The 21,046-nt window shown below is 39.1% G+C and carries 25 protein-coding genes and 1 tRNA gene; 16 read left to right on the forward strand and 10 right to left on the reverse strand.

Going from position 1 to position 21,046, the window contains the following annotated elements:
- The first annotated feature begins 101 nt into the window (after nt 1-101).
- From QVH07_RS13730 to scpB, 4 genes are all read left to right on the forward strand, one after another.
- Nucleotides 102-2,600, forward strand: coding sequence for a hypothetical protein (locus QVH07_RS13730; RefSeq protein WP_290001310.1), 2,499 nt, complete (start codon nt 102-104; stop codon nt 2,598-2,600).
- A gap of 72 nt (nt 2,601-2,672) precedes the next feature.
- Nucleotides 2,673-2,843 carry a hypothetical protein gene (locus tag QVH07_RS13735; protein ID WP_290001313.1) on the forward strand — a complete coding sequence of 57 codons (171 nt, stop codon included), beginning with the start codon at nt 2,673-2,675 and terminating at the stop codon, nt 2,841-2,843.
- A gap of 215 nt (nt 2,844-3,058) precedes the next feature.
- Entirely contained in the window at nt 3,059-3,442 is a 384-nt protein-coding gene (locus QVH07_RS13740; protein ID WP_290001315.1) for a TraR/DksA family transcriptional regulator, read from the forward strand.
- A gap of 1 nt (nt 3,443) precedes the next feature.
- The gene (scpB, locus tag QVH07_RS13745; RefSeq protein ID WP_290001946.1) at nt 3,444-4,004 is read left to right on the forward strand and encodes an SMC-Scp complex subunit ScpB; all 561 of its coding nucleotides are present in this window, start codon (nt 3,444-3,446) and stop codon (nt 4,002-4,004) included.
- Between the two features lie 3 nt (nt 4,005-4,007).
- On the opposite strand, the gene QVH07_RS13750 is transcribed toward scpB, so the two are convergent.
- The 4 genes from QVH07_RS13750 to era form a co-directional block, all read right to left on the reverse strand.
- A complete protein-coding gene (locus QVH07_RS13750) occupies nt 4,008-4,625 on the reverse strand; it encodes a SprT-like domain-containing protein (RefSeq protein WP_290001319.1) in 618 nt (205 codons plus the stop codon).
- Nucleotides 4,626-4,686: 61 nt separating this feature from the next.
- Nucleotides 4,687-4,914 carry a hypothetical protein gene (locus QVH07_RS13755; protein WP_290001321.1) on the reverse strand — a complete coding sequence of 76 codons (228 nt, stop codon included), beginning with the start codon at nt 4,912-4,914 and terminating at the stop codon, nt 4,687-4,689.
- 74 nt (nt 4,915-4,988) lie between these two features.
- Complete coding sequence (gene der / locus QVH07_RS13760; RefSeq protein ID WP_290001325.1) at nt 4,989-6,302, reverse strand: ribosome biogenesis GTPase Der; 1,314 nt, start codon at nt 6,300-6,302, stop codon at nt 4,989-4,991.
- 2 nt (nt 6,303-6,304) lie between these two features.
- Entirely contained in the window at nt 6,305-7,279 is a 975-nt protein-coding gene (era, locus tag QVH07_RS13765) for a GTPase Era (protein WP_290001947.1), read from the reverse strand.
- 35 nt (nt 7,280-7,314) lie between these two features.
- Between era and QVH07_RS13770 the strand changes: the two genes are divergently transcribed.
- Nucleotides 7,315-7,387: transfer RNA gene (locus QVH07_RS13770), tRNA-Met, on the forward strand.
- 269 nt (nt 7,388-7,656) lie between these two features.
- On the opposite strand, the gene QVH07_RS13775 is transcribed toward QVH07_RS13770, so the two are convergent.
- Nucleotides 7,657-8,469 (reverse strand): formate/nitrite transporter family protein, encoded by an 813-nt coding sequence (locus QVH07_RS13775; RefSeq protein WP_290001328.1) that lies wholly within the window; start codon nt 8,467-8,469, stop codon nt 7,657-7,659.
- Nucleotides 8,470-8,589: 120 nt separating this feature from the next.
- Here QVH07_RS13775 and QVH07_RS13780 point away from each other — a divergent pair, with 120 nt between their 5' ends.
- From QVH07_RS13780 to QVH07_RS13795, 4 genes are all read left to right on the forward strand, one after another.
- Complete coding sequence (locus QVH07_RS13780) at nt 8,590-8,952, forward strand: response regulator (RefSeq protein ID WP_290001330.1); 363 nt, start codon at nt 8,590-8,592, stop codon at nt 8,950-8,952.
- Nucleotides 8,949-10,319 (forward strand): sigma-54-dependent transcriptional regulator, encoded by a 1,371-nt coding sequence (locus QVH07_RS13785; RefSeq protein ID WP_290001335.1) that lies wholly within the window; start codon nt 8,949-8,951, stop codon nt 10,317-10,319. The genes QVH07_RS13780 and QVH07_RS13785 overlap by 4 nt, the downstream gene beginning before the upstream one ends.
- A complete protein-coding gene (locus QVH07_RS13790) occupies nt 10,306-11,751 on the forward strand; it encodes an ATP-binding protein (RefSeq protein WP_290001340.1) in 1,446 nt (481 codons plus the stop codon). The genes QVH07_RS13785 and QVH07_RS13790 overlap by 14 nt, the downstream gene beginning before the upstream one ends.
- Nucleotides 11,752-11,883: 132 nt before the next feature.
- On the forward strand, nt 11,884-12,147 hold the full coding sequence (locus QVH07_RS13795) for a YtxH domain-containing protein (protein WP_290001344.1): 264 nt from the start codon (nt 11,884-11,886) through the stop codon (nt 12,145-12,147).
- A gap of 262 nt (nt 12,148-12,409) precedes the next feature.
- Here QVH07_RS13795 and QVH07_RS13800 read toward each other — a convergent pair whose 3' ends face one another.
- Complete coding sequence (locus QVH07_RS13800) at nt 12,410-12,568, reverse strand: DUF1328 domain-containing protein (protein ID WP_290001346.1); 159 nt, start codon at nt 12,566-12,568, stop codon at nt 12,410-12,412.
- A 355-nt stretch (nt 12,569-12,923) separates the two neighbouring features.
- On the opposite strand from QVH07_RS13800, the gene QVH07_RS13805 reads away from it, so the two are divergent.
- Genes QVH07_RS13805 through QVH07_RS13825 form a run of 5 tightly spaced genes read left to right on the forward strand, consistent with a single transcriptional unit; the run spans nt 12,924 to nt 15,453 of the window.
- Nucleotides 12,924-13,343: a sll1863 family stress response protein gene (locus tag QVH07_RS13805; protein ID WP_290001349.1), complete on the forward strand. Its 420-nt coding sequence runs from the start codon at nt 12,924-12,926 to the stop codon at nt 13,341-13,343.
- Nucleotides 13,344-13,381: 38 nt separating this feature from the next.
- Complete coding sequence (locus tag QVH07_RS13810) at nt 13,382-13,888, forward strand: Dps family protein (RefSeq protein ID WP_290001352.1); 507 nt, start codon at nt 13,382-13,384, stop codon at nt 13,886-13,888.
- Between the two features lie 31 nt (nt 13,889-13,919).
- Nucleotides 13,920-14,108, forward strand: coding sequence for a CsbD family protein (locus QVH07_RS13815; protein WP_290001355.1), 189 nt, complete (start codon nt 13,920-13,922; stop codon nt 14,106-14,108).
- 6 nt (nt 14,109-14,114) lie between these two features.
- Nucleotides 14,115-15,029: a mechanosensitive ion channel family protein gene (locus tag QVH07_RS13820; RefSeq protein ID WP_290001358.1), complete on the forward strand. Its 915-nt coding sequence runs from the start codon at nt 14,115-14,117 to the stop codon at nt 15,027-15,029.
- A 28-nt stretch (nt 15,030-15,057) separates the two neighbouring features.
- Nucleotides 15,058-15,453 carry a hypothetical protein gene (locus QVH07_RS13825; protein ID WP_290001361.1) on the forward strand — a complete coding sequence of 132 codons (396 nt, stop codon included), beginning with the start codon at nt 15,058-15,060 and terminating at the stop codon, nt 15,451-15,453.
- Nucleotides 15,454-15,486: 33 nt separating this feature from the next.
- Here QVH07_RS13825 and QVH07_RS13830 read toward each other — a convergent pair whose 3' ends face one another.
- On the reverse strand, nt 15,487-16,356 hold the full coding sequence (locus QVH07_RS13830; RefSeq protein WP_290001362.1) for a glycoside hydrolase family 16 protein: 870 nt from the start codon (nt 16,354-16,356) through the stop codon (nt 15,487-15,489).
- Between the two features lie 72 nt (nt 16,357-16,428).
- Nucleotides 16,429-17,262, reverse strand: coding sequence for an alpha/beta hydrolase (locus QVH07_RS13835; protein ID WP_290001365.1), 834 nt, complete (start codon nt 17,260-17,262; stop codon nt 16,429-16,431).
- Between the two features lie 109 nt (nt 17,263-17,371).
- On the opposite strand from QVH07_RS13835, the gene QVH07_RS13840 reads away from it, so the two are divergent.
- Both QVH07_RS13840 and QVH07_RS13845 read left to right on the forward strand, forming a co-directional pair.
- Nucleotides 17,372-17,866, forward strand: a complete 495-nt coding sequence (locus tag QVH07_RS13840; RefSeq protein WP_290001368.1) for a hypothetical protein — start codon at nt 17,372-17,374, stop codon at nt 17,864-17,866.
- A gap of 48 nt (nt 17,867-17,914) precedes the next feature.
- On the forward strand, nt 17,915-18,445 hold the full coding sequence (locus QVH07_RS13845; protein WP_290001370.1) for a hypothetical protein: 531 nt from the start codon (nt 17,915-17,917) through the stop codon (nt 18,443-18,445).
- Between the two features lie 2 nt (nt 18,446-18,447).
- Here QVH07_RS13845 and QVH07_RS13850 read toward each other — a convergent pair whose 3' ends face one another.
- Nucleotides 18,448-19,278: a hypothetical protein gene (locus QVH07_RS13850; RefSeq protein WP_290001371.1), complete on the reverse strand. Its 831-nt coding sequence runs from the start codon at nt 19,276-19,278 to the stop codon at nt 18,448-18,450.
- Between the two features lie 70 nt (nt 19,279-19,348).
- Complete coding sequence (locus QVH07_RS13855; RefSeq protein WP_290001375.1) at nt 19,349-21,046, reverse strand: DUF2207 domain-containing protein; 1,698 nt, start codon at nt 21,044-21,046, stop codon at nt 19,349-19,351.

Genomic DNA, 21,046 nt, shown 5'->3' on the forward strand with positions numbered 1-21,046 from the left:
TTCAAATTCCCGTTTTGAAAGGAATGGAGATGATTTTTGTTGTGAAATCGAAGAACGAAACTAAATAATTTGTAGATTAACTGAGGTTCAATTTTTTAGTAGTGTTTACTTTTTTGACTTTTTGGCTAACCCTTTGGTTTTTCGCTCTAAATGCTTCAGATGCGGAAACCAACCTCATTGCGCAGAATTTTGAGGAGGATTTCAGTATTCAGTCTACACCTCAAGAGTTTCTCCCTGATTGGAGTGGGAATGAAGTTAGAGATGGGTCCTCCAGAATTTTCCAGGTGGAAAATCTTGGGAGAGATGGAAGCCGGGCTCTGGCTGTTCAGCCAATTTCCACATTTAACGGAGAACTTTTAGTGAAACTGGATTTAAGGAATTTTGAAGATCCATCCCTTTTCTTTTTTGCAAAATCAGTTCAGAATGGCTCCGGAAATCGTTCTGCAGAGGTTTATTATTCTTTCGGTTTAGACGGAGATTTTTCTGATCCAATTATTCTTGGAGGTCCCGAAGAGTTTAAAAATGAGGATCAGGATTTCAGAAAATTTGAACTCGAAATCCCGGAGGAACTGAGGGGCTTAGAGATTCATTTAAAACTCTCCATTCTATATGGAGAAGGTTCAGGGACCGCGGCAAGGTGGATTATGGATGATTTTAGCTATGGGGATTTTGTTCCCGATACAGACCCTCCAGTGATTTCCGAAGTAAGAGGTTTCGATTCTGATGAAATCGAAATAAGATTTAGCGAGCCCATTGATCCTGTGTTCTCTCAAATTTTAATCAATTACAAGTTAGATGGCCTTGAGCCCAATCAGGTGGTGCTGAAAGAAGATTCGGTCGTGAATCTTCGGTTTGATCAAAGTCTAGAAGAAGGAAAGAATTATGAGCTTTTCATTCAATCCATTTCAGACTTAGAAGGAAGTGAAAGTCAAAATCTGAAGTTTGATTTTCAATTTTTTGACCCTACTGATATCCCAAAAAAGGCTTTGGTGATCAATGAACTTATGCCAGCCCCTAGGTCTGGGAATGACTTACCCAATGTGGAGTACCTGGAACTTTTCCATGCAGGAGAGAAGCTATTTCGAATAGATTCTATCTCCATTCAGGTAGGTGAAAGGATAGCTATTTTACCGGAGTTTTGGATTGATCCTAATGAATTGGTGTTGCTGGTTCCTCAGGGTTCACAAGATGATTTTTTAGGATTAAGTAAAGTTATTCCTCTGGAATCCTGGCCGACCCTTCTAAACTCAGGAGCTACGATCAATCTAAAAAACGGAGGAAGGATTATTGATAAGATTTCTTATTCTAACAGTTCATGGGCTGATTCTGAATTGGCGAGTGGAGGCTATAGTTTGGAAGTGGTTAATCCATTTCTTGCTTGCGATCAATCTGAGCTTTTAAGGCCTTCAATAGACCCTTTTCGAGGTACTCCGGGACGAGAAAATTCTGTTCTTAACCTTAGTCCTGATGAAGAAGCTCCTACCCTTAGGAACTTTGGGTTTTTAAATGAAACCGCTGTTTTCTTTGAATTTAATGAGCCTATATCGCAAAATAATGAGGAGATCTCCCTTTTGTTTTCTGGTGGGATAAAATTGGATAGCGTGGAGGTTTCGGGTAGCCTTGTCACCTTTTATTCTGAAACTCCATTCGTATCAAATCAGATTTATCAAGTTGATGGACTTGAAGTTTCAGATTGTGCCGGGATTTTTTTTGATGGTCCTTTTCCTTTTGAAATAATTTTTCCAAGGAAGGCTCAAATTGGTGAGGTATTGATCAATGAAATTCTATTTAACCCAATTTCCGGCGAACCAAAATTTGTGGAGCTCGCAAATAGGACAAATGATTATCTGGAAATTGGGGATTGGTTTTTGGCAAATGAAGATGATATGGGCGAGCCCGATAATCTTAAGATGTTATCGGATGATGGACTGATTTTATTTCCGGAGGATTTTATCGCCATTACTGAAGACACAGTTCGTCTCCGGGCAGGTTACCTTGAAGGTCTAAATGGAAATCTCTTTCAGATTCCTTCACTTCCGAGTTATCCGATTTCTGGCGGTACAGTTCGTGTGTTGGATTCTCAGGGGCAAAGCAGCGATCGGTTTACCTTTAGTGAAGACTTGCACCATCCTTTGCTTCGTGATCCAAAGGGTGTCTCTCTGGAAAGAATCTCTTTAAACCAAGGTTCTGATAATGTTCAGAATTGGCAATCTGCTGCTGAAAGTCAAGGTTTTGCTACGCCTGGAAGAGAAAACTCTCAAGCTTTTGAAGCTATTCCAAGTGGAGAGCTTATTTCCATAGACCCGGAAGTGTTCGATCCGGAGGGAACCAATGGCCAGACGTTTACCAATATTTCATTTAGCCTTGATGAACCCGGTTGGGTTGGGTCCTTTAAGATTTATGATCTGAATGGAAGACTTATTCAACCTCTCGCCGAAAACGCACTTCTCGGTACAAATGGATTTTATACATGGACAGGAATTGACCAAACCGGAAATCGTGTACCGGTAGGCTATTACATTCTTTTGGTGGAGCTGTTTAATCCGAATGGAGAGACTTTTGCTATAAAGAAAACTATTGTAATTGCTCAAAAACTATAAAAAAATTCTTTCCAAATAAAACCTAAGTCTAATATTTTCAGTACATTAAGATAGGATTTAACGCAACACCCTATGGAAAACGATCTGATCATACAGGCGCTTAAGGAATTACATTTGGCTCAGCAAAAATCACTGAAAGATGTGCAGAATTACCTGAGTATGAGATATAGAATCGATCTCGAAGAAAGTGTCTTAGAGATTCGTCTCAGAAAAATCAGTCAAGAGGAAAAAGCCGTCGCATGACGGTTTTTTTTATGTCAAAACCGAAAAGAATGAACTTTTCATTGCTTTGCTCTGAAAGTTAAGAAGTTACATCTTTCGATATTTTCCAGAAGAAACTTTGCTCTAAATATATTTCCCCAATCGTTCGTTTAATCTTTGCAATTCTGCCTTGGAAATGTATTTTTAGCTACCTTTTCAGGAAGGAAACCCAGCATTAACATTAAACCGTAACGATCATGAGTGAAAGTACCAAAACAGCATACTCTCCCGATGAGTTAAAAGAGTTTGAGGAGATAATCTTGAAGAAATTGGAAGTTGCTAAGGAAGAACTTCATATTCTGAAAGATACCATCAGCAAAAAGAATGATAGTGGTACAGACCCTACTGCTTCTACCTCAAAGCTTCTGGAAGATGGGGCAGATACTTTGGAAAGAGAAAGCATGAACCAGTTAGCTGCCAGACAGCAGAAGTTCATTATCAATCTGGAAAATGCCTTAGTAAGAATCAAAAATGGAACATACGGGGTTTGTATAGACACTGGCAAACTGATTTCCAAAGAAAGGTTAAGGGCAGTTCCACATACTATGCATTCCATCGAAGCTAAGCTTGCCAAAAAGTAAGTTGGATTTTCTTCATCGTCATATTGAAGCACTTATTTTTTGTTCTCCAAATCCTCTTCATGAAGAGGAGATTCAGAAGTGTCTGACAGAAATGTTTGAAGCGGATGTTCCCTCTGAAGACATAAATGAGGCCATCAAGGCCCTAAAGAAAAAATATGACGACGAAGAGTTTTCTTTCACTCTGGAAAAAGTAGGAGGGGGTTACCAGTTCTTAAGTAAACCCGCCTACCAAACTTCCATAGGGATTTTGCTGAAACAGCAATCCAAAAAGCGCCTGTCCACTGCCCAGCTCGAAACCTTATCGATTATCGCTTATAAACAGCCAGTAACCAAGGGAGACATCGAGCAGATTCGCGGAGTAAATAGTGACTATTCTGTTCAAAAACTTCTGGAAAAGGAACTGGTGGAAATAAAAGGTAAATCCGAAGGGCTAGGACGCCCAATCCTTTATGGCACCTCAGAAAAATTCATGGAGTATTTTGGCATAAATTCAATACAGGAGCTTCCACAGCCCAAAGACTTCGCAAAGCCTGACAATGAGATAGGTGAAGAAAGGGAGTAAATCCTAGTCAGGTTTAACTTTAGCCAGAAGATTCACATAAAATTTCCTTCTGCTGCTTAACTCAAGACAAAGAGCTCGCGTTCGTCTGACGGATTCTTTTCGAAACCTCCTCCCTGATAATTCAAATGAGCTACCTAGAGGTAGATCGGCCAAAAAACTTTTTTCAACGTCCCTATCCACATCATACTTTGCCATTTCCTTCATCAGCCAAATATCTCCAGCAGAACTAGCTTTGGGGTTTTGCATATGCTTACGGAGAGGGACTAGGATGTTTTGAGGGAAAATAGAGGGGTTTAACAAAGGGGATATTAAAGACCTAAAAGTTTTTTTCCATTCAGGCCCGTGGGGCTTAATGTTCCTTCCGAAATCCTCAAAGGCTCTTAAGTGTGCCACTTCATGGATAAAGGTCAAAAGAAACTGGTAAGGATTTAAATTTCCATTTATGGTGATGGTCTGAAATTTCTTGTCAGGCCGGAATCTAAAATCCCCGAGCTTAGTTTTTCGCTCTCTAGTGACATGAAAGGCAAAAGGGGTTTCGACCCAGATTTTTTCGCAATAGGCGATTGCAGGTTCAGGGATTTTTGAGTCCAGGATTTTTCGAAATTTTTCTGCTGAATCCATTCTGAAAAATACATAAAAAAACCCCGGATTTCCGGGGTTTGTATTTTCTGTTGAGATCAAATTAGTTTTTCTCCTCAACTACTTCTTCTACTTTCTCTACTACCTCTTCTACAGTCTCTTCAGTAGTATCAACAACATCGTCAGCTACCTCTTCAACTGTTTCAACAGACTCCTCGATGGTCTCAGTGGTTTCTTCTACCATAGTTTCCACTTCAGTAGCATCTTTTTTTCCACATGAGCTAGCAACCATAAGTCCAGAGATTGCGAATAAGATAAATAATTTCTTCATTTTTAATAGGGTTTTAAATGATCGCGCAAATGTATTTGAATATTTCAAATAAATATGCAACTCTGTTAAAAATATTATTTGTTCTTATACGTGATTTTTATTGGTACTCCCTCAAAATCAAAGTTCTCCCTCAAGCGATTTTCCAGATACCTGGTGTAAGGCGGTTTTATATACTGTGGAAGATTGCAGAAAAACGCAAATACAGGGTTTTTGGTTGGAAGTTGGGTGATGTATTTGATTTTGATGTACTTCCCTTTCCAGGCTGGTGGAGGATATCTTTCTATCTCTGCCCCGATAACATCGTTCAATTTAGATGTGCTGATTCTTCGGGTTTTGTTATCAAAAACTTTCACCGCCAATTCAATCGCTTGCATGATCCTTTGCTTCTCGGTGACTGAAGTAAAAATGATCGGAATCCAACGGTTTTCACCAAGCCTTTCCTCCATCTCCTCCTTAAACTTCTTCATGGTTTTGTGGTCTTTTTCTATCAAATCCCACTTGTTCACCATGATCATGATCCCTTTGTTATTTTTAATAGCCAAACTGATCAGGTTGATATCCTGAGACTCTAAACCTCTGGTTGCATCTACCATCACAATGACCACATCAGACTCTTCAAGAGTTCTTAAAGAACGCATCACGGAATAAAACTCAATGTCTTCTTTTACCTTGGCCTTCTTCCGGATTCCTGCAGTATCTGTGATGATAAAATCCTTTCCAAATAGTTGATATCTGGTGTGGATAGCATCACGGGTGGTTCCAGCTTCGTTAGTTACAATCGACCTTTCTTTGCCCAGCAAAGCATTCAAATAGGATGATTTACCAACATTGGGACGTCCTAAAATGGAGATCTTTGGAATGCCTGCTTCAGGATCTTCTATGCCTTCATCTTCAAATTGCTCTACCACTGCATCCAGTAAATCTCCTGTCCCGGAACCACTTATAGCAGCAATCGGGAAAATCTCAAAATCACTGATCCCCAAGGCATAAAATTCATTAGCCATGAATTCCTGCTCTTGATTATCCGCTTTATTGGCAACCACAAAAATGGGCTTCTTACTCCCTCTTAATTCATTGGCAAATTCCTTATCCAAATCTGTCAGTCCATCATGGCAATCCACAACAAATAAAATGACATCTGACTCATCAATCGCCAAGGTTACCTGCTTCCGGATTTCAGCCTCATAAACATCATCTGATCCGGTAACATATCCGCCTGTGTCAATAACGGAGAAAAACTTACCCGTCCACTGGGCGTGGCCATAATGTCTGTCACGAGTCACTCCGCTCATGTTATCTTCAATGGCTTTCCTCTGCTCCACCAAGCGGTTGAAAAGGGTGGATTTCCCGACGTTTGGTCTTCCTACTATTGCTACAATATTTGCCATGCTTAGGTCGGATCGTATCCGAATTTTTTAAGTTTTGATTTATTTTTTCTCCAGTCTGCCTCCACCTTCACGAAGGTTTCTAGAAAGACTTTTTTGCCGAAAAATTTCTCCAGCTCCTCCCTTGCCTCGATACCTACCTTTTTGAGAGCTTTGCCCTTTTCACCAATTAAAATTCCTTTTTGGGAGTTTCGTTCTACATATATTGTAGCCCTTATTTTAATAATCTTTGGCTCATCATGAAAATCCTCAATATTTACCTCAGTGCTATATGGAATTTCCTTCTTATAATTTTTGAAAATCTTTTCGCGAATAATTTCTGAAGCAAAGAATCTCTCGGTTCTATCAGTAAGGTCACCTTTATCATAAAAGGGTGGATGGACCGGAATTCTGTCAAGGATCTCTTGAAGTATCCGCTCCGTGTTGAAGTTTTCCAAAGCTGAAATTGGGATGACCGTTTCTACCTTGAGGCGATCAGTCCAGTATTTAGTGACTTCTGCAAGTTTGTCACCCTTTGCGAGGTCAATTTTATTGATGACCAATAGAACAGGTAATCCACTTTTATTTATCCTCTCCAGGATATCTTCTATTTCATCAGCTGTTTCGAACAGGTCAGTGACAAAGACCACTACGTCAGCATCTTCTAATGAAATGTTGACAAAGCCCATCATGTTTTTATGAAGCTCATATTGAGGCTTAAGCATTCCTGGGGTGTCAGAAAATACGATTTGATAATCATTTTCATTGATCATTCCCAGAATTCGGTGTCGCGTAGTTTGCGCTTTGGATGAAATGATCGAAAGCCTCTCACCCACAAGGATATTCATCAAAGTGGACTTACCTACATTGGGTTTCCCTATGATATTTACGAAGCCTGCCTTATGTTGAGAATTGCTCATTTTGGACAAATTTTTAACAAAGGTACTTGATTTTCGATAGTTTGTCTTTACCTTTGTATCACAATTCGCCGGAAGGGCAATTTAAGAAGAAATAAAGCGCAAGCTTAAAGATATATCGCGGGATGGAGCAGTTGGTAGCTCGTCGGGCTCATAACCCGAAGGTCACAGGTTCGAGTCCTGTTCCCGCTACTACGAAGGGTACCAATCGGTACCCTTTTTTATTTATAATCTTAAGGGTCACCAGTTCGACCCCGATAGGTATTGGAGCTATTCCCCTACTATAGGCCAGTCAGTAATGAATGGCTTTTTTGTTTTTTCGATTCTGTTGAGATTACTTTAATTAAGGTCACAGTGTCTAACTTGATAGCTTTCTAGGCTAACCTCATTGCCAAGAATTACTATAGAAATGGCATCCTTTTTTTTTGGTATTCGATTCAAAAAGTGAAAACTCATGGCTTCTAAATCCTGATTTGTCCAAATTTTAGTACTGCTACAAAGATGGTTCCCCCAAGGACATTCCCTATAGTGGCCCAGGTCTGAAATTTTACATAATCCAACATGGATATTTTATCGCTGGTAATAAGACCTGCCAAAACTTCAATGGAGCCAACAATACAGTGATGTAATCCTGCCAAGCCTATGACAGAAGTAATTAAGATTATCACAAAAATTCTACTTACTGTTTCTTTGGAGGAAGTTACCAGCCAGCCTAGAAGCCCCATCATCCAGCCAGCCAGCAAGGCACTGAATAAGATGGTATTCCAGTCGTAATCCACCATTTTTTTGGCAAGATGATAAAAGGAATCGACTTGAATAAAGCCTACGGATGGACCAATTTGAACCAAAAGAAGGGTAAAAAGTAATCCGCCGATAATGTTACCCACATAAACTATAGTCCATAAAATTAATAGATTTCTCAGGGTCACTGAACCATTGAGTACTGGAAGCAAAGCCAAAGCCGTGTGTTCAGTAAATAATTCTGATCTACCGATAATGACAAAAATGAAGCCTATGGGATAGGAAATAGCCAAAAGTAAGCTCATCGATTCTGGACTCACCTTACCTACGAAAAGGGAATAAAGCGTACCCATGAGCAGCACGCTGAAGCCAATTTCCAATCCTGCTGTAAAAGCAGAAACAAAAAGGTTTCGGTTCGATCTTTTGAATTCCTTAATACCAGCATCGATTTGCTCCTCGAGGATTTCTTCGGACTCCTTGGGTTTGGATTGAGGATCAGGTGCTTGACTTCCTTTTAAAAACTTTTTTAACATTTCAGCTACAGTATAGGTGCATTTCCTTAAAGATAAACAATCATGCCAGTAGCTAAACAGGCTGAATGAGATAGTCAGGATGAGAAATTCAAGCTATATTGTAGAATAATTACACAGTTCATGGGAATATTAGTGGTAGATGATGAAGAGGATATATGCTTATTGATTTCTACTTTTTTGAAGAAGTCGGGAATCAAGGTGGAATCAAGTTTAAGTGTCGTTGAAGCGGAAAAATTACTGGAGTCCAAGGATTTTGATTTACATTTTCTGGATTTGAATTTACCTGACGGAACAGGGTTCGATTTGATTTCGCAGATCAATGAAAAGGGTAAGGATACCGGGGTGGTTATGATGAGTGCCTATGATAGCGAGGAAGACATCCAAAAAGCCATGGACTTAGGAGTAGATTTATTTCTAAAAAAACCCTTCAGTAAATCTCAAATATTAAATGCGGTTGACACCTTGTATTCTGACAAGCAATGAAAAGAATTTTAATTATCGATGACGAGCAGGATATCTGCACTTTGCTCAAAAGATTTTTTCAAAAGAAAGGCTTCGAAGTGGACACGTCATTAAGTGGAAAGGAAGGTATCAAATCAATTCAGAATGGCGAATTTGACCTGGTAATCTGCGATTTTCGCCTTCCGGATCATACCGGTCTAGAAATTTTAGAAAGAATCAAAATACTCCAAAAAAATCTTCAAGTGATCATCATCACCGGCTATTCTGATGTTCGGATTGCTGTGGAGGCATTAAAAAAAGGAGCTTTTGATTATGTGACCAAACCTTTATTTCCAGATGAGATTCTTCATACTGTAAATAGAGCTTTGGCCGGTGACGGCCAAATGGAAGTAAAACCAAAAGCAAAACGGAAAAAGAGCTCCAAAAGGACCTTTGTGACCGGTACAAGTCATCAATCTAAAACGGCGAGGAAGCATATTGAACTTATTGCCCCAACTGATTTGTCTGTGATTGTCTCAGGAGAGACAGGTACGGGAAAAGAGTTTGTAGCCCGATCGATTCATGAAAAAAGTAAAAGGAGTGGTAACCCATTTGTTGCAGTGGACTGTGGCGCTCTGCCCAAAGAGCTTGCTGCCAGTGAACTTTTCGGGCATGTGAAAGGTGCTTTTACAGGAGCGATTTCGGACAAGAAAGGATGCTTCGAGCTTGCATCCGGGGGTACCCTTTTTCTTGACGAGATCGGAAACCTGACTTATGAAAATCAAATCAAACTTCTAAGAGTTTTACAAGAAAGAGTGGTGAAGAAAGTGGGAGGATCTAAAGACATTTCGGTGGATGTTCGTGTGATAGCCGCTACTAATGAAGATCTGAAAGCGGCCGTGAATTCAGGGGATTTTAGAGAGGATCTGTACCACAGGTTAAATGAGTTTAGCATTACCCTGGCTCCTCTTAGAGAACGTAAAGAAGATATCGTCACTTTTTCCAGACATTTTTTAATAGAGTCCAATGAAAGACTGGATAAAAATATTGAGGATTTTGATTCGGATGTATTAGAAATCCTAAGGTCTTATCATTGGTATGGAAACCTAAGAGAGTTAGGGAATGTGATCAGAAGATCGGTTTTACTATCTCAGGGCAAAAAACTAACTGCCGAAACACTGCCCGAAGAAATAAAAAATCCTGAAATGGATGCCAAGGTAGAAGGAGTTAAAACTGAATTTTATAAAGGGAAAACCCTTAAAGAGGTAGTGGCAATAGCGGAAGAGAAGGCGATCAGGTCTGCGATGGAGATTACGGACAACAATAAGTCTGAAATGGCTCGACTGCTTGGGGTGGATAGGAAAACACTTTATAATAAACTAAAATCTCATCGTATTGACTTCCAATAAAACAACACAGGAATTTCTCAGTAGTATCCTTCAGGGCTCATTTAACGGGATTATGGCTTTTAAGTCTGTGAGAGATGAGAAGAGTGAGATAATTGACTTTGAATGGATTTATGTCAATGATATTGCCAGTGAGCTTGTAGGTATTTCATCGTCGGAGCTAGTCGGATCCAGACTTCTGGATGTTCTTCCAGGCAATAAAGAGGCAGGATTATTTGAAAGATATAAGGGCGTGGTTGAATCTAGGGAGAAGGTCACTTTTGAGCAGTATTATCCTGGTGAGGCTATAAATAAGTGGTTTCGAATTTCTGCTGTACATCTTGATGATGGATTTACCGTGAATTTTCAGGATATATCCGACTTAAAAGAGGCCTTGATCGAAATAGAAACACAGGAGAAGAAATATCGGCAGTTGTTTCAGGAGTCAATTGATCCAATTTTCCTTGCTGATGAAAAGCTTAATATTCTGGAATGTAATCAGGCATTTCAGGGACTATTTTGTGAAGAGGATGTGAAGAAGACCCTAAAAGTCAAATCGCTCTTTGCTGACAGTTCAGATTTCGATCGTTTTTATGAATTGTGCCAAAACCAGGGGAAAATTGATGAATTCGAGGCTGAATTACTAAACGCTGATTCTAAAAAAAGGCATTGCTTAATTCATATCGTTCCGCTTGAAAATGAATCAAAAAAGATCAAATCCTATCTCGGGGTTGTTCGTGATCTCACAAAGCGAAAACGTGCAGAAAGGGAATTGGTCATGGCAGAAAAGCTCTCGATGACAGGAAAAATTTCTCGCACTATCGGGCATGAAGTTCGTAACCCATTGACTAATCTCAGTTTGGCGCTGGACCAGCTTAGAGATGAACTAGGTGAAGAGAGAGAAGACTCTGAAATATATCTTCAGATAATTGAAAGGAACCTAAAGCGAATCAGTAAACTCATTAGTGATTTACTGGACTCTTCGAAAATCAAGGAATTATGTCTGGAAAAAAGAAGCCTTAATGAGGTGGTTAACTCCACCCTAAGTTTAGTCGAAGACAGGCTTAAACTTCGAAATATGGTTTTGGAAAAGTCTTTTGAGGAGGATTTACCCGATATTCTCATTGACGAAGATCAACTCAAGGTGGCTCTATTAAATTTGATGATTAATGCGATTGAAGCCATGGAGGATGATCAAGGGGTTTTATCTATCCGAACCTACGAAGAAGATGATTATGTGAACCTTGATATCATAGATAATGGATCTGGTATCAGCCCTGAAAATCAATCTAAGCTCTTCGAACCATTTTTTACTGCAAAAAAAGAAGGAACGGGTCTGGGATTGGTAACCGTTCAGAATATTATTCAAAGCCATAGGGGAGACATAGAGGTGGAAAGTGAACCTGGAGCAGGGACAAAGTTCAGGCTATGTTTTCCTATCGGAGTTGAGGAATAATTTTCTCACCTGTGTAATTTTCACCACACCTCAATCATGATAATTCAGCTTTAAGGGCTGTTTTCCGTCATGGAATGCATTTAGCTGTAGTAATAATCAAGTTTTAACATTTTACTAAAATTGATAAACACTATGGATTATTTGAAAACTACATTTACATTTTTACTAGGAGCAGGTCTGGGAGTGGCGGCTGGAATACTCGCTGCACCTAAAAAAGGAAAAAGAACCAGGGCTGATCTTTCAAATTTTATAGGAGATAAGAAAGACCAACTTGAAGATATTGGTAGTAAGAGGTTAGCTGAAGCTAAATCCTTCTTAAACGAAACGGTAGAGAAGCAAACTTCTGCTGCTAAGAAAGGACTAGATAAGGTGAAAGAAGTAGCCAAAGTCTCCTAATCAAACCAATATAAATCAAAAGGTCACCTTAGAGTGACCTTTTTTTATGCCTCTTAATTTAATCTTAGCTTGTTTAATTATTCTTGAAACTCTAGCTGCACAAGGTTTGACTTTTTCATCTTTCACTTTTCATTTGATTTTTATTCTGGGTAGAACAGCCTAAGCCTATTAATTTTAATTCTTCCTTGGAACCAAGTTTATAGATATAAAAAAATCCAGATGCTGAAAGACATCTGGATTTAAGTTAATGTGATTGTTCTTTTTAAGAAAACAACTGGCCTAAAAGAGAAAGAACTACCAAGACCAGAAAGACAAAGAAAATAATTCGAGCTATAGATGCTGCTCCCTTAGCAATCCCAGTGAATCCTAGTAATCCTGCAATTAATGCGATAACGATGAAGGCGATGGTCCATTCTAACATAATTTATTTTTTAAGTGGAAAATTTTTTAAAGCATGATTAATAAAAGGGGCTCGACTCACTTTCAACAAAAAAAGCATCTTAAAAGGAAATCAAGAAAGGCCAAACCAAGAAAAAAGTCTCGATTTTTCACCCTCTCCAAACCACCCTCAGTAATCAATACACTTTATTATCTGAGAATTCTGTTCCAATCTGATTTTAGGTCAGAATGCTTCGTTTTGCTTTATCCTTGTGGAGAAAAATACCCACACATGTGGTTCTAAATCCACAATTCTTAAGGCACAACCCCATTTAAGGCTTAGTAGAAGGGATGGCATGAAGTTTCCATTAGTAGGGGTAAAATCAAATAATTGAAAAATGAAAATCACCAATCTTAAAAATTTATTTTCTACCATCTTATCAATTGTTGTTCTGAGTGTATTTGCATCTTGCGCAGCTCCGAAAGAGGAAGAAAACTCTGAAGATTTTAAAATGGAGCAGGAAAAAGTAGTTCAAGATTTAGAGAATCTCGAATTCGAAATCGAAACGGCAATTGATGACTTAGAGGATAAAATGAATATCAATGAAGGACCTGTCGAAAGAAATTTAGAAAAGACCTTAAGTGATCTCGAAGCTAAGAAGGAAGATGTTGAGAAGTCGCTGGATAAAGCTAAAAATGCTTCCAAGGATAATTGGGACAAAGTGAAAAGCGATGCCAATAGCATAGTTGAAAATGTAGGGTCAGATATAGAAGGTTTAATTGATGACATCGACTCGATTATAGAAGAGACTGATTGATTATTTCAAATCAAAATTTTAATCAAAAACACAGAAAAATGGATTTAGAAGTAAAAAAAGAGAAGAAGAAAGCTTATTCAAAATTAGGCTTCAAGCCTATGGAAGCAGTGGAATTGACAGATGCTTTAAACAATCTATTAGCAAATTATAGTGTCCACTATCAAAAGTTGAGAAACTACCATTGGAATGTCAAAGGGCCGGAATTCTTTGACGTGCATGAGAAATTCGAGGACCAATATAATGATGCCAAAGTGGCTATAGACGACATAGCTGAGCGTATTAGGGTATTCAATCAAACACCACTAAGTACGATGGCTGATTATCTGAAGAAGTCCGAAATTAAAGAGACCGGGACAGATCTTTCTGCTATGGAAATGGTAGAAGAAATTCTACAAGATTATAGAATGATCCTGGAGCATCTGATGCATGTGGTTGAGATGGCCGTTGAACATGGTGATAGCGGCACGGAAGATCTTGCTAAAGGTTTGATCAAGAAAGTTGAGAAAAACCACTGGATGATGTTGGCATTTAGTCAGCAGTCATAAAATAAATTTTTAACCAAAAACACTTTAAAAAATGGATTTACTATTAAAAGGAAACCTAAACGTATTGAAAGGAAAACTTCGCGAGAAATATGGCGAACTAACAGATGATGATCTACAGGTTGCCGAAGGAGGAGAAGATCAATTGATTGGAAATCTTCAAAAACGTCTCGGAAAATCAGAGGCAGAAATCAAGCAAGAAATTAAAAACCTTTTAAGTTAATCAGCAATGACATTCGATTTAAAAGAAGCTTTAAATGTAGCTGTGAGTAAAATCGAAGGATGGCTGGAAAGCTTTGCTGCCATGGTCCCTAACATGATCGTGGCAGCAATTACTTTTTCTTTGTTTTTCCTTTTGGCTAGGTACTCAAAAAAGTTTACGGCTAGATTATTTCAGAAATTCTCAAATAAGTCAGCACTAAACACCTTGGCTACGACAATCTTCCAGTTTCTAATATTAGCTGGGGGGTTAATTGTGGTTCTTAACATTTTGGAGCTTGAAAAAACAGTGACTTCCCTGTTGGCTGGTGCCGGTATCATTGGTCTGGCTCTTGGTTTTGCTTTTCAGGACATCGCTTCCAACTTCATGTCGGGAGTGGCCATGGCAATCAGGCAGCCGATTAAAGTGGGAGATATCGTGGAGACAAATGACTTCATGGGAGAGGTTGAAAAGATAGATCTTCGAGTTACTACGGTTAGAACTTTTCAGGGAATTCACGTTTTAATTCCGAATAAGGAAGTTTTTCAAAATCCTTTGATGAATTACACCAAAACTCCGGAAAGAAGGATTGATCTTTCGGTTGGCGTGTCTTACGCGGACGATTTAGAAAAAGTAAAAGAAGTGGCTGAAAAGGCGATCAGAGAGTTACCCTTTTTACTACCAGATAGAGAAGTGAATTTGTTCTACCGGGAATTCGGTGATAGTTCAATCAACTTCCAAATTATGTTTTGGATTCAATATCCTGGGCAAACCGGTTATTTGAAAGCAACCAGTGATTCGATCATGGCAATTAAAAAAGCTTTTGATAATAATGATATTACCATTCCATTCCCAATTAGGACCTTGGATTTCGGAATTAAGGGAGGCGAAAAGCTTTCTGATATGAAAGTTAATATCATTAATAAGGAGTTAATAACATCTTAATGTTTGTAGGGATAGGATTTGATGGAAGATGAACGAAATAAAAGATTTGATAGTGACTTTAATGGAGGCAGAAGCTAAATACTCCAATAAATTAACCGAAGTAGAAACGCGTTGGAAGAGGGATTTACTCCGAGATGCATGTAAAAGGAAAGTGCTTTTTAAGAAAGAATTATCTAGGCTTTTTGGGGTTGAAGTCAATTCATCGACCTTAGAGAGTGGAAGGCAAAAGGGGTCCACTGATCAATTTGCAAGTTATCCAGTGAAAAGCTTGATCGAAGAAACGGAGCTCAAGATTAAGGAAAAATATGAGTCAATCCTTGAAGAAAACGAGTTTGGCCATGTGGAGTCTTTCGTCCTAAAAAATCACTTAAAAAATCAGCGAAGCTTACTTAAGGATCTTCAACAGGTTAATTCAACATATTGAGGTTTATTTTAAATCCCAGTAAAGCCTTGAACTTTATTTATAAACTCGGATGTAATCGACAAGCATTGAGCTTCCTACAAAATCAGGATCGAGATTGGGTTCCAAAGCGATATTCATTAGAAAATAATACTTGTCATCATAAGGCCAGGTATTTTTATTTTTTTCACTCGGTGAGTATTCTAAATGCTGCTTTCCATCCACGCTGAAGGTCATTTTGTCCTCAGTCCAAACGAAGGAGTAAACATGAAATTCGCTTGAAGCTCCAATAATTTTTTGCTCGCCCACATTTTTGGTTTGATCTCCATAACTCGATCCGTTATGGAGAGCACTCGAAACCACATCCTGATTTTTCCCCCAATGTTCCACGATATCAATCTCTCCGCAATAAGGCCACACTGTAGTTCCATACCCCTCATTATCCCAATAAGCCCCATCTTCATCAATGTTCGTGTTAAGCATCCATATCGCAGGCCAAGTACCATACCCTTCAGGCATTTTTGCTCTTACTTCAACCCGTCCGTAAGTGAAAGCGTATTTGGAATTCAAGCGAGCTGAGGTGTATTGCTTAAGCACTCCCTGATCTTCATAAGGTTCTTTTTTGGCCACCAAATTTAAATAACCGTCCTTCACGAAGGCATTATCCTGCTTATCAGTATAATGCTGCAAGAGCCCTCCCCACCAACTGCCATTTCCGCTTTCAGGAAGTTGGGTTTGCATAAACCATTTATCAGGATCAATTGGGCCATCTGAATTAAATTCATCAGACCAAACTAGTGTATCGAACCCCGAAAAGGTGAGTTCTTTGGAGGTTTCAGGCTGCTTAAGATTAAGACCGATAAATCCTGAAATACCAATAATTATCAGTGCTGATAAAATTCGAATGTGGGTCTTTGTCTTTTTCATTTTGATTGAACGCTAAGGGGTCAAGAATCCTTTAAAAAAAAATAGATATATTTTGAGGGTTTATTTCCATCCTCATTCGATTTTTACCACTGGGCTCCAATTTAAAAAACCTAGACTTTGAAGAAAAGAATCAGCTTCGAGGATGGTTTGTTTATAAAAGTCAAAATTTCTGTAATTGAAAAAGCCGTGTCCTTGTTCTGGGTATATTTGAAGATCACATCTGCTACCGACATTTTCCATTACGGTTTTATAATATTCTACAGTTTCTACTGGGATCAGATTATCTTCTGTTCCAAGAAATAGGATGGTTGGTGGGGCACCTTCTCGAATGTTATGAAGGGGTGAAAACCTCAAGTATTCCTCTCCGATTCTCTCGAATCCATAGCCACCAGGGCCATTATCAATTACCGGATTGAACAGAACAAGAGCGTTTGGAACAGGGTCGATCAACATGTCATCTAGGGGGTCATTGAAGTCCTTAATTATGGCAGTGGCCGCAGCCAAATGACCGCCAGCTGATCCACCAGAGGCTATAATTTTGTCGGGATCAATACCGAACTGTTCAGCATTTTTCCTGATGTACCGCATAGCGGATTTAGCATCCATCAAAGACTCAAAAGGTGTGGTTTTATGGATTCTTTGAATCCTGTAGTCCACCAGGAAGCATGTTAATCCTCTTTTTGAAAAGTACTCTGCATGCGGTCTAAAGTGATCTCTCGTGCCTCCTATCCAACCACCTCCAAAAAAGAACACCACGGCGGGGTTCTTTGAATCTTGTTGGATTTCAGAAGGATAAATTTCCAGATAGAGTTTAGTGGTATCTATTTCTTTATAGAAGATGGTGTCCTGACCATTGGATACAAACCATAAAGAAAAAAACAATATGATTGCTAGGAGATACTTCATATCGCATAATACATTAATCGATGCTGTAATTTGCATTTTTTACTAAAATCAATTTTGAATTTGGCAATTTTTGCAGAGGGGTTTCCAGTTAATCTAGGTAAAATGGGGTATGAAAAGTAATATCTCAGTTCTTATACTTTGTTTTTTGATGGCTTGTACTTCAGCCGAAGAACCCGTCACTGAAGGCCCTGATTTGGACACTCTTCAAGGTAATTATAGTGTAGAATGTTCCGTAACCAAGTATTCAGGACCTTTGATTACCAGTGCTGTAGATACTTCATATCTGAAGTTTAATTTTCCAGTGAATGTTTCGGTAAATGATGGGTTGATAACTCTCAGGTTTAGTCAGTCCAATGACCCAATTCTGCCTGAACTTAATTTTAATATTTCTACTACGAGAGAATTGAGTCTACTCAACGGCCACAATCTTTATTTAAATTTACTTGGTTCTCCAGGTTTCCGAAAGAGATCGAAGGGCACACCAGATTTTCTTCTTTATGGTGAAAACCCTGGGGTATTTAATCGAGCTAGTTTTATGGATATTGACCTTGTTAGCACGAATCAAGACAGGGTTATCAGGGTAAGTTTAGTTGGCTGGAAATAGTTAAACTATTAATGAAAATGATTCATTTTTTTTTCACAATCTAGGGTTATGAAAACATTAAAATCCAGTAATGGGATTCTTCCCACTCTTTTTTGCTTTATCTTTTTGGGATGTACTCATCAAGAGGACCTCGCCATCGAAGGGCCAGATTTGAAGGAGTTGGAAGGTATTACAGAAGCCATGTTTAATTTTCCTGAACGTAATTATTCTGGTGATCCATTTTCACCGATGCCTGTCATTGCTGAATTCTATTATCCAGTAGTAGTATCTGTTCAGGAGGAGATGATTTCTTTAAATTTTGATCAAAGCGAGTTGAGCTTTCCAGAATTTAAGTTTCAAATTGATAGTGTAACAGAGATGGAAGATTATGACGGGTTCAATTTATACTCGACCCTTTTTTCACCATTTGATTTTCAGCTGGATCCAGAAATTCCAAGGGACATTCCAGAATTTTTAATATTTGGGGATAATCCTAACTCCGATTTCGAAAATTTATCATGCTTGATGTACTTAAATTTGCGTCATTTTTTACCTGATAGTACTGGACGAGTAATTATCCTTGGAGGAAAAGAGAAGTAACCTCACCTCCCGTACCTCTTGAAAAACTCTTGGGTGTCTTTGATATCCTCTAAACCAAGGATATAACAGACCTCTGAAAGGTCAGAAAAATCCACGCCTCCGGATTCAACCGCTTCATTGTTATATCTTCCTTCTTTGGCGTTAAATTCCAGCCCAATCTCTAGGGCTAGCTCCCAGATTTTTAAAAGCTCTTCATCAGAAAGCATGGTCTTCCATCCATCAAACTTTGGAGTTCTGAAGCCGGGAGTGCCATTTCCTACGGCATTCCCATCTGGAATTTTATGATAATCTGTGGCTTCTTTCACAAATGCCAAAGCCTGTGGAGAAGTGACTTCCTCGTTCCAATCGCTATGCTGGACAATATGAATCCGATCAGGGATATCTAGCCCTGGGATTTCTCTTTCAACCATTTTTACGAGCATGGCAGAAAAATCGGATTGACCGCCATCGGCGATCCAAATATCACCGCCATTTTTCAGGGTGTTTGTTGCTAGTTTGGCCACTCTTTGTACTGCCTGATTTCTATCCGCATGAGCATCGCTCCAATCCTTATCATCCAGGGCCAATTCAAAAAGTGGATTAGGAGGCACATAGAGTCCTTCCTGGATTCCGTAAGTCCCAGTTACCACATGGAAATTGATTTTGGGCATATCTGGATGTGAAAGCAAGGTCACAAAGGCAGCCAAGGTGTGAACATCATCTACATCAGTTTTGCAATCTAGGTGAAGCAGTAAAAGGTCCTTATTCGGGTCGAATGACTTGGAGGTAGAACTTTGACCATTGCCCAAAAAGGGTAGAAGAAAAAGGAAATAAATGGTTGATATCAATTTCATAAAGACAGAATTCAAAATTTCAAAGGGTTAGATTTTTTGCGTTTAGATTTTATCAACAGCATATAGAGCATTACCAGCTTCCGCCTCCACCACCACCAAAGCCGCCTCCTGAAGATCCACCTCCGCTACTACCACTTGAGGAAGGCTGGCTGACCATGTTGGATTGGGTGTTTGACATACTTCTACTGAATGATTTTGAGAAATTATTCATAGAGCCATAGCTGCCATGTGGGGTATGGTACCATTCCGGTGGTCTCTCACCGAGCGCATCAAACTTATCAGACCATCTCTCCAGAGACCCAAAAGCTAAGGCATAGGACATGGTATCTTCAAAATAATTCGGAGATTCTCTGATTAGCATCTTAATTCGATTTTCTTCTGCTGTTCTGATAAACTGGCGAAAGCCCTTAAGCTCAGAGAAGATTTCATTTCCCTTCGGGTTCTTTTTGCTCATGTAGAAATTAAACAGAAGAAGGATGATGGACGTCAAAAGGAGAGCGAGTGCGGCAAAGAATCCCCAGAAAAAAAGAAACGCGAAACCGATGAAAAGGATGGTTAGGACGAGGCCAAATCCGACCAAACCCTGCACCTTTCTTGACTTTTCCAGATAGTAAACCTGAGCTTCTTTTTTTAGCATGCTCTTACAATCATTCATTTTTCGGTAAAAGCTATCCTTAAGGTCACTGATTTTAACTGAACTTTTCCCATCGAATAACTCTTCGAAGAAAAGCCTTTCATAGCTAGGTAAAGGTTTAGCAGGTAATTCTTTGAGTTTTACAATTTCGGTGTCTTTCTTTGAAAACCAACCACCGCTATCGATCTCATTTATCTGGATTAAACCCTGTGAACCCCAATAGGGAATTAAGGAAATCAAATCCATGGAATCCTGCTTATCATTGATAAGGAACCCTGCCATAGCCGGATCAATTTTCTTAGGAGGGAAATAGCTGATGACCATTGGAGTGTGATCTTCTTTCCCATGTCTTCTCCAAATAAGGTAGAAAATCAGGACAATGGCCATAATCAGAATGAACCAACCATAATCTGACCAAAAGGGCCAAAAAGGCTTGATTTCCTTGACTGAGCCTGGGGGAAGGTTAATCAGGAGTGTCACAGCTTCTCCATAAGAGGAATTGAAGCCTGGCAAAGCTTTACCGATTATTTCATTTCCAGAAATGGTGATCTCAAAAGCTTCACTCTCTGCGCTATTGCCGAAGAAACCTGAATAAACAAATACATTATTCTCATTAATTCTTACCCCTTCTGGCAGCTGAACGCGAAAGGACATGTCCTTAAAATCAGCAAACCAGCCGGTGGGTTTAAGATTCCAATAGAATTGAATGGCTTCCTTATTATGGAGGAAAGCCTTCTTCACACGATAATTAATTTGATAGTTTACATCGCCTTCTACGAAAATATTTGCATCTCCGATTTTGATTTGAGCAGTTCCAAATAGCCTTCGTGCAAACTCCCCATCAGCATCAAACTTATGGTTGGGCACATCAATATTACTCAATGAAATCTCTCGCCTTTCTTCTTTGCCGTCGGCTCCAAGGACATTGTAATTCAGGATGATATCTCTATAAATTCCATGTCTCTGGGAAAAGAAGAAAACATCATAATTCTCCTCTACATCAAAAAAACCTTCCTTATCGATTCGAACTGAGACTTCATAGTCTTTTACTTCAAAATCCTGTGCTTTGGCCGATAGGCCAAAGCCAAGAAGAATCCCAAAAAAAAGGAGCACTGATGTGAATCTAATTTTCAC

Source organism: Algoriphagus sediminis (genome assembly GCF_030403435.1).
In the GTDB taxonomy this organism is placed as follows: domain Bacteria; phylum Bacteroidota; class Bacteroidia; order Cytophagales; family Cyclobacteriaceae; genus Algoriphagus; species Algoriphagus sediminis.

What these genes read in the sequence shown, in the direction of transcription:
- QVH07_RS13735 (WP_290001313.1), top strand. Translation starts at nt 2,673, where the DNA reads ATGGAAAACGATCTGATCATACAGGCGCTTAAGGAATTACATTTGGCT.
- QVH07_RS13740 (WP_290001315.1), top strand. Translation starts at nt 3,059, where the DNA reads ATGAGTGAAAGTACCAAAACAGCATACTCTCCCGATGAGTTAAAAGAG.
- QVH07_RS13750 (WP_290001319.1), bottom strand. Translation starts at nt 4,625, where the DNA reads ATGGATTCAGCAGAAAAATTTCGAAAAATCCTGGACTCAAAAATCCCT.
- QVH07_RS13755 (WP_290001321.1), bottom strand. Translation starts at nt 4,914, where the DNA reads ATGAAGAAATTATTTATCTTATTCGCAATCTCTGGACTTATGGTTGCT.
- der (WP_290001325.1), bottom strand. Translation starts at nt 6,302, where the DNA reads ATGGCAAATATTGTAGCAATAGTAGGAAGACCAAACGTCGGGAAATCC.
- QVH07_RS13775 (WP_290001328.1), bottom strand. Translation starts at nt 8,469, where the DNA reads ATGTTAAAAAAGTTTTTAAAAGGAAGTCAAGCACCTGATCCTCAATCC.
- QVH07_RS13780 (WP_290001330.1), top strand. Translation starts at nt 8,590, where the DNA reads ATGGGAATATTAGTGGTAGATGATGAAGAGGATATATGCTTATTGATT.
- QVH07_RS13785 (WP_290001335.1), top strand. Translation starts at nt 8,949, where the DNA reads ATGAAAAGAATTTTAATTATCGATGACGAGCAGGATATCTGCACTTTG.
- QVH07_RS13795 (WP_290001344.1), top strand. Translation starts at nt 11,884, where the DNA reads ATGGATTATTTGAAAACTACATTTACATTTTTACTAGGAGCAGGTCTG.
- QVH07_RS13800 (WP_290001346.1), bottom strand. Translation starts at nt 12,568, where the DNA reads ATGTTAGAATGGACCATCGCCTTCATCGTTATCGCATTAATTGCAGGA.
- QVH07_RS13805 (WP_290001349.1), top strand. Translation starts at nt 12,924, where the DNA reads ATGAAAATCACCAATCTTAAAAATTTATTTTCTACCATCTTATCAATT.
- QVH07_RS13810 (WP_290001352.1), top strand. Translation starts at nt 13,382, where the DNA reads ATGGATTTAGAAGTAAAAAAAGAGAAGAAGAAAGCTTATTCAAAATTA.
- QVH07_RS13815 (WP_290001355.1), top strand. Translation starts at nt 13,920, where the DNA reads ATGGATTTACTATTAAAAGGAAACCTAAACGTATTGAAAGGAAAACTT.
- QVH07_RS13820 (WP_290001358.1), top strand. Translation starts at nt 14,115, where the DNA reads ATGACATTCGATTTAAAAGAAGCTTTAAATGTAGCTGTGAGTAAAATC.
- QVH07_RS13825 (WP_290001361.1), top strand. Translation starts at nt 15,058, where the DNA reads ATGAACGAAATAAAAGATTTGATAGTGACTTTAATGGAGGCAGAAGCT.
- QVH07_RS13830 (WP_290001362.1), bottom strand. Translation starts at nt 16,356, where the DNA reads ATGAAAAAGACAAAGACCCACATTCGAATTTTATCAGCACTGATAATT.
- QVH07_RS13835 (WP_290001365.1), bottom strand. Translation starts at nt 17,262, where the DNA reads ATGAAGTATCTCCTAGCAATCATATTGTTTTTTTCTTTATGGTTTGTA.
- QVH07_RS13840 (WP_290001368.1), top strand. Translation starts at nt 17,372, where the DNA reads ATGAAAAGTAATATCTCAGTTCTTATACTTTGTTTTTTGATGGCTTGT.
- QVH07_RS13845 (WP_290001370.1), top strand. Translation starts at nt 17,915, where the DNA reads ATGAAAACATTAAAATCCAGTAATGGGATTCTTCCCACTCTTTTTTGC.
- QVH07_RS13850 (WP_290001371.1), bottom strand. Translation starts at nt 19,278, where the DNA reads ATGAAATTGATATCAACCATTTATTTCCTTTTTCTTCTACCCTTTTTG.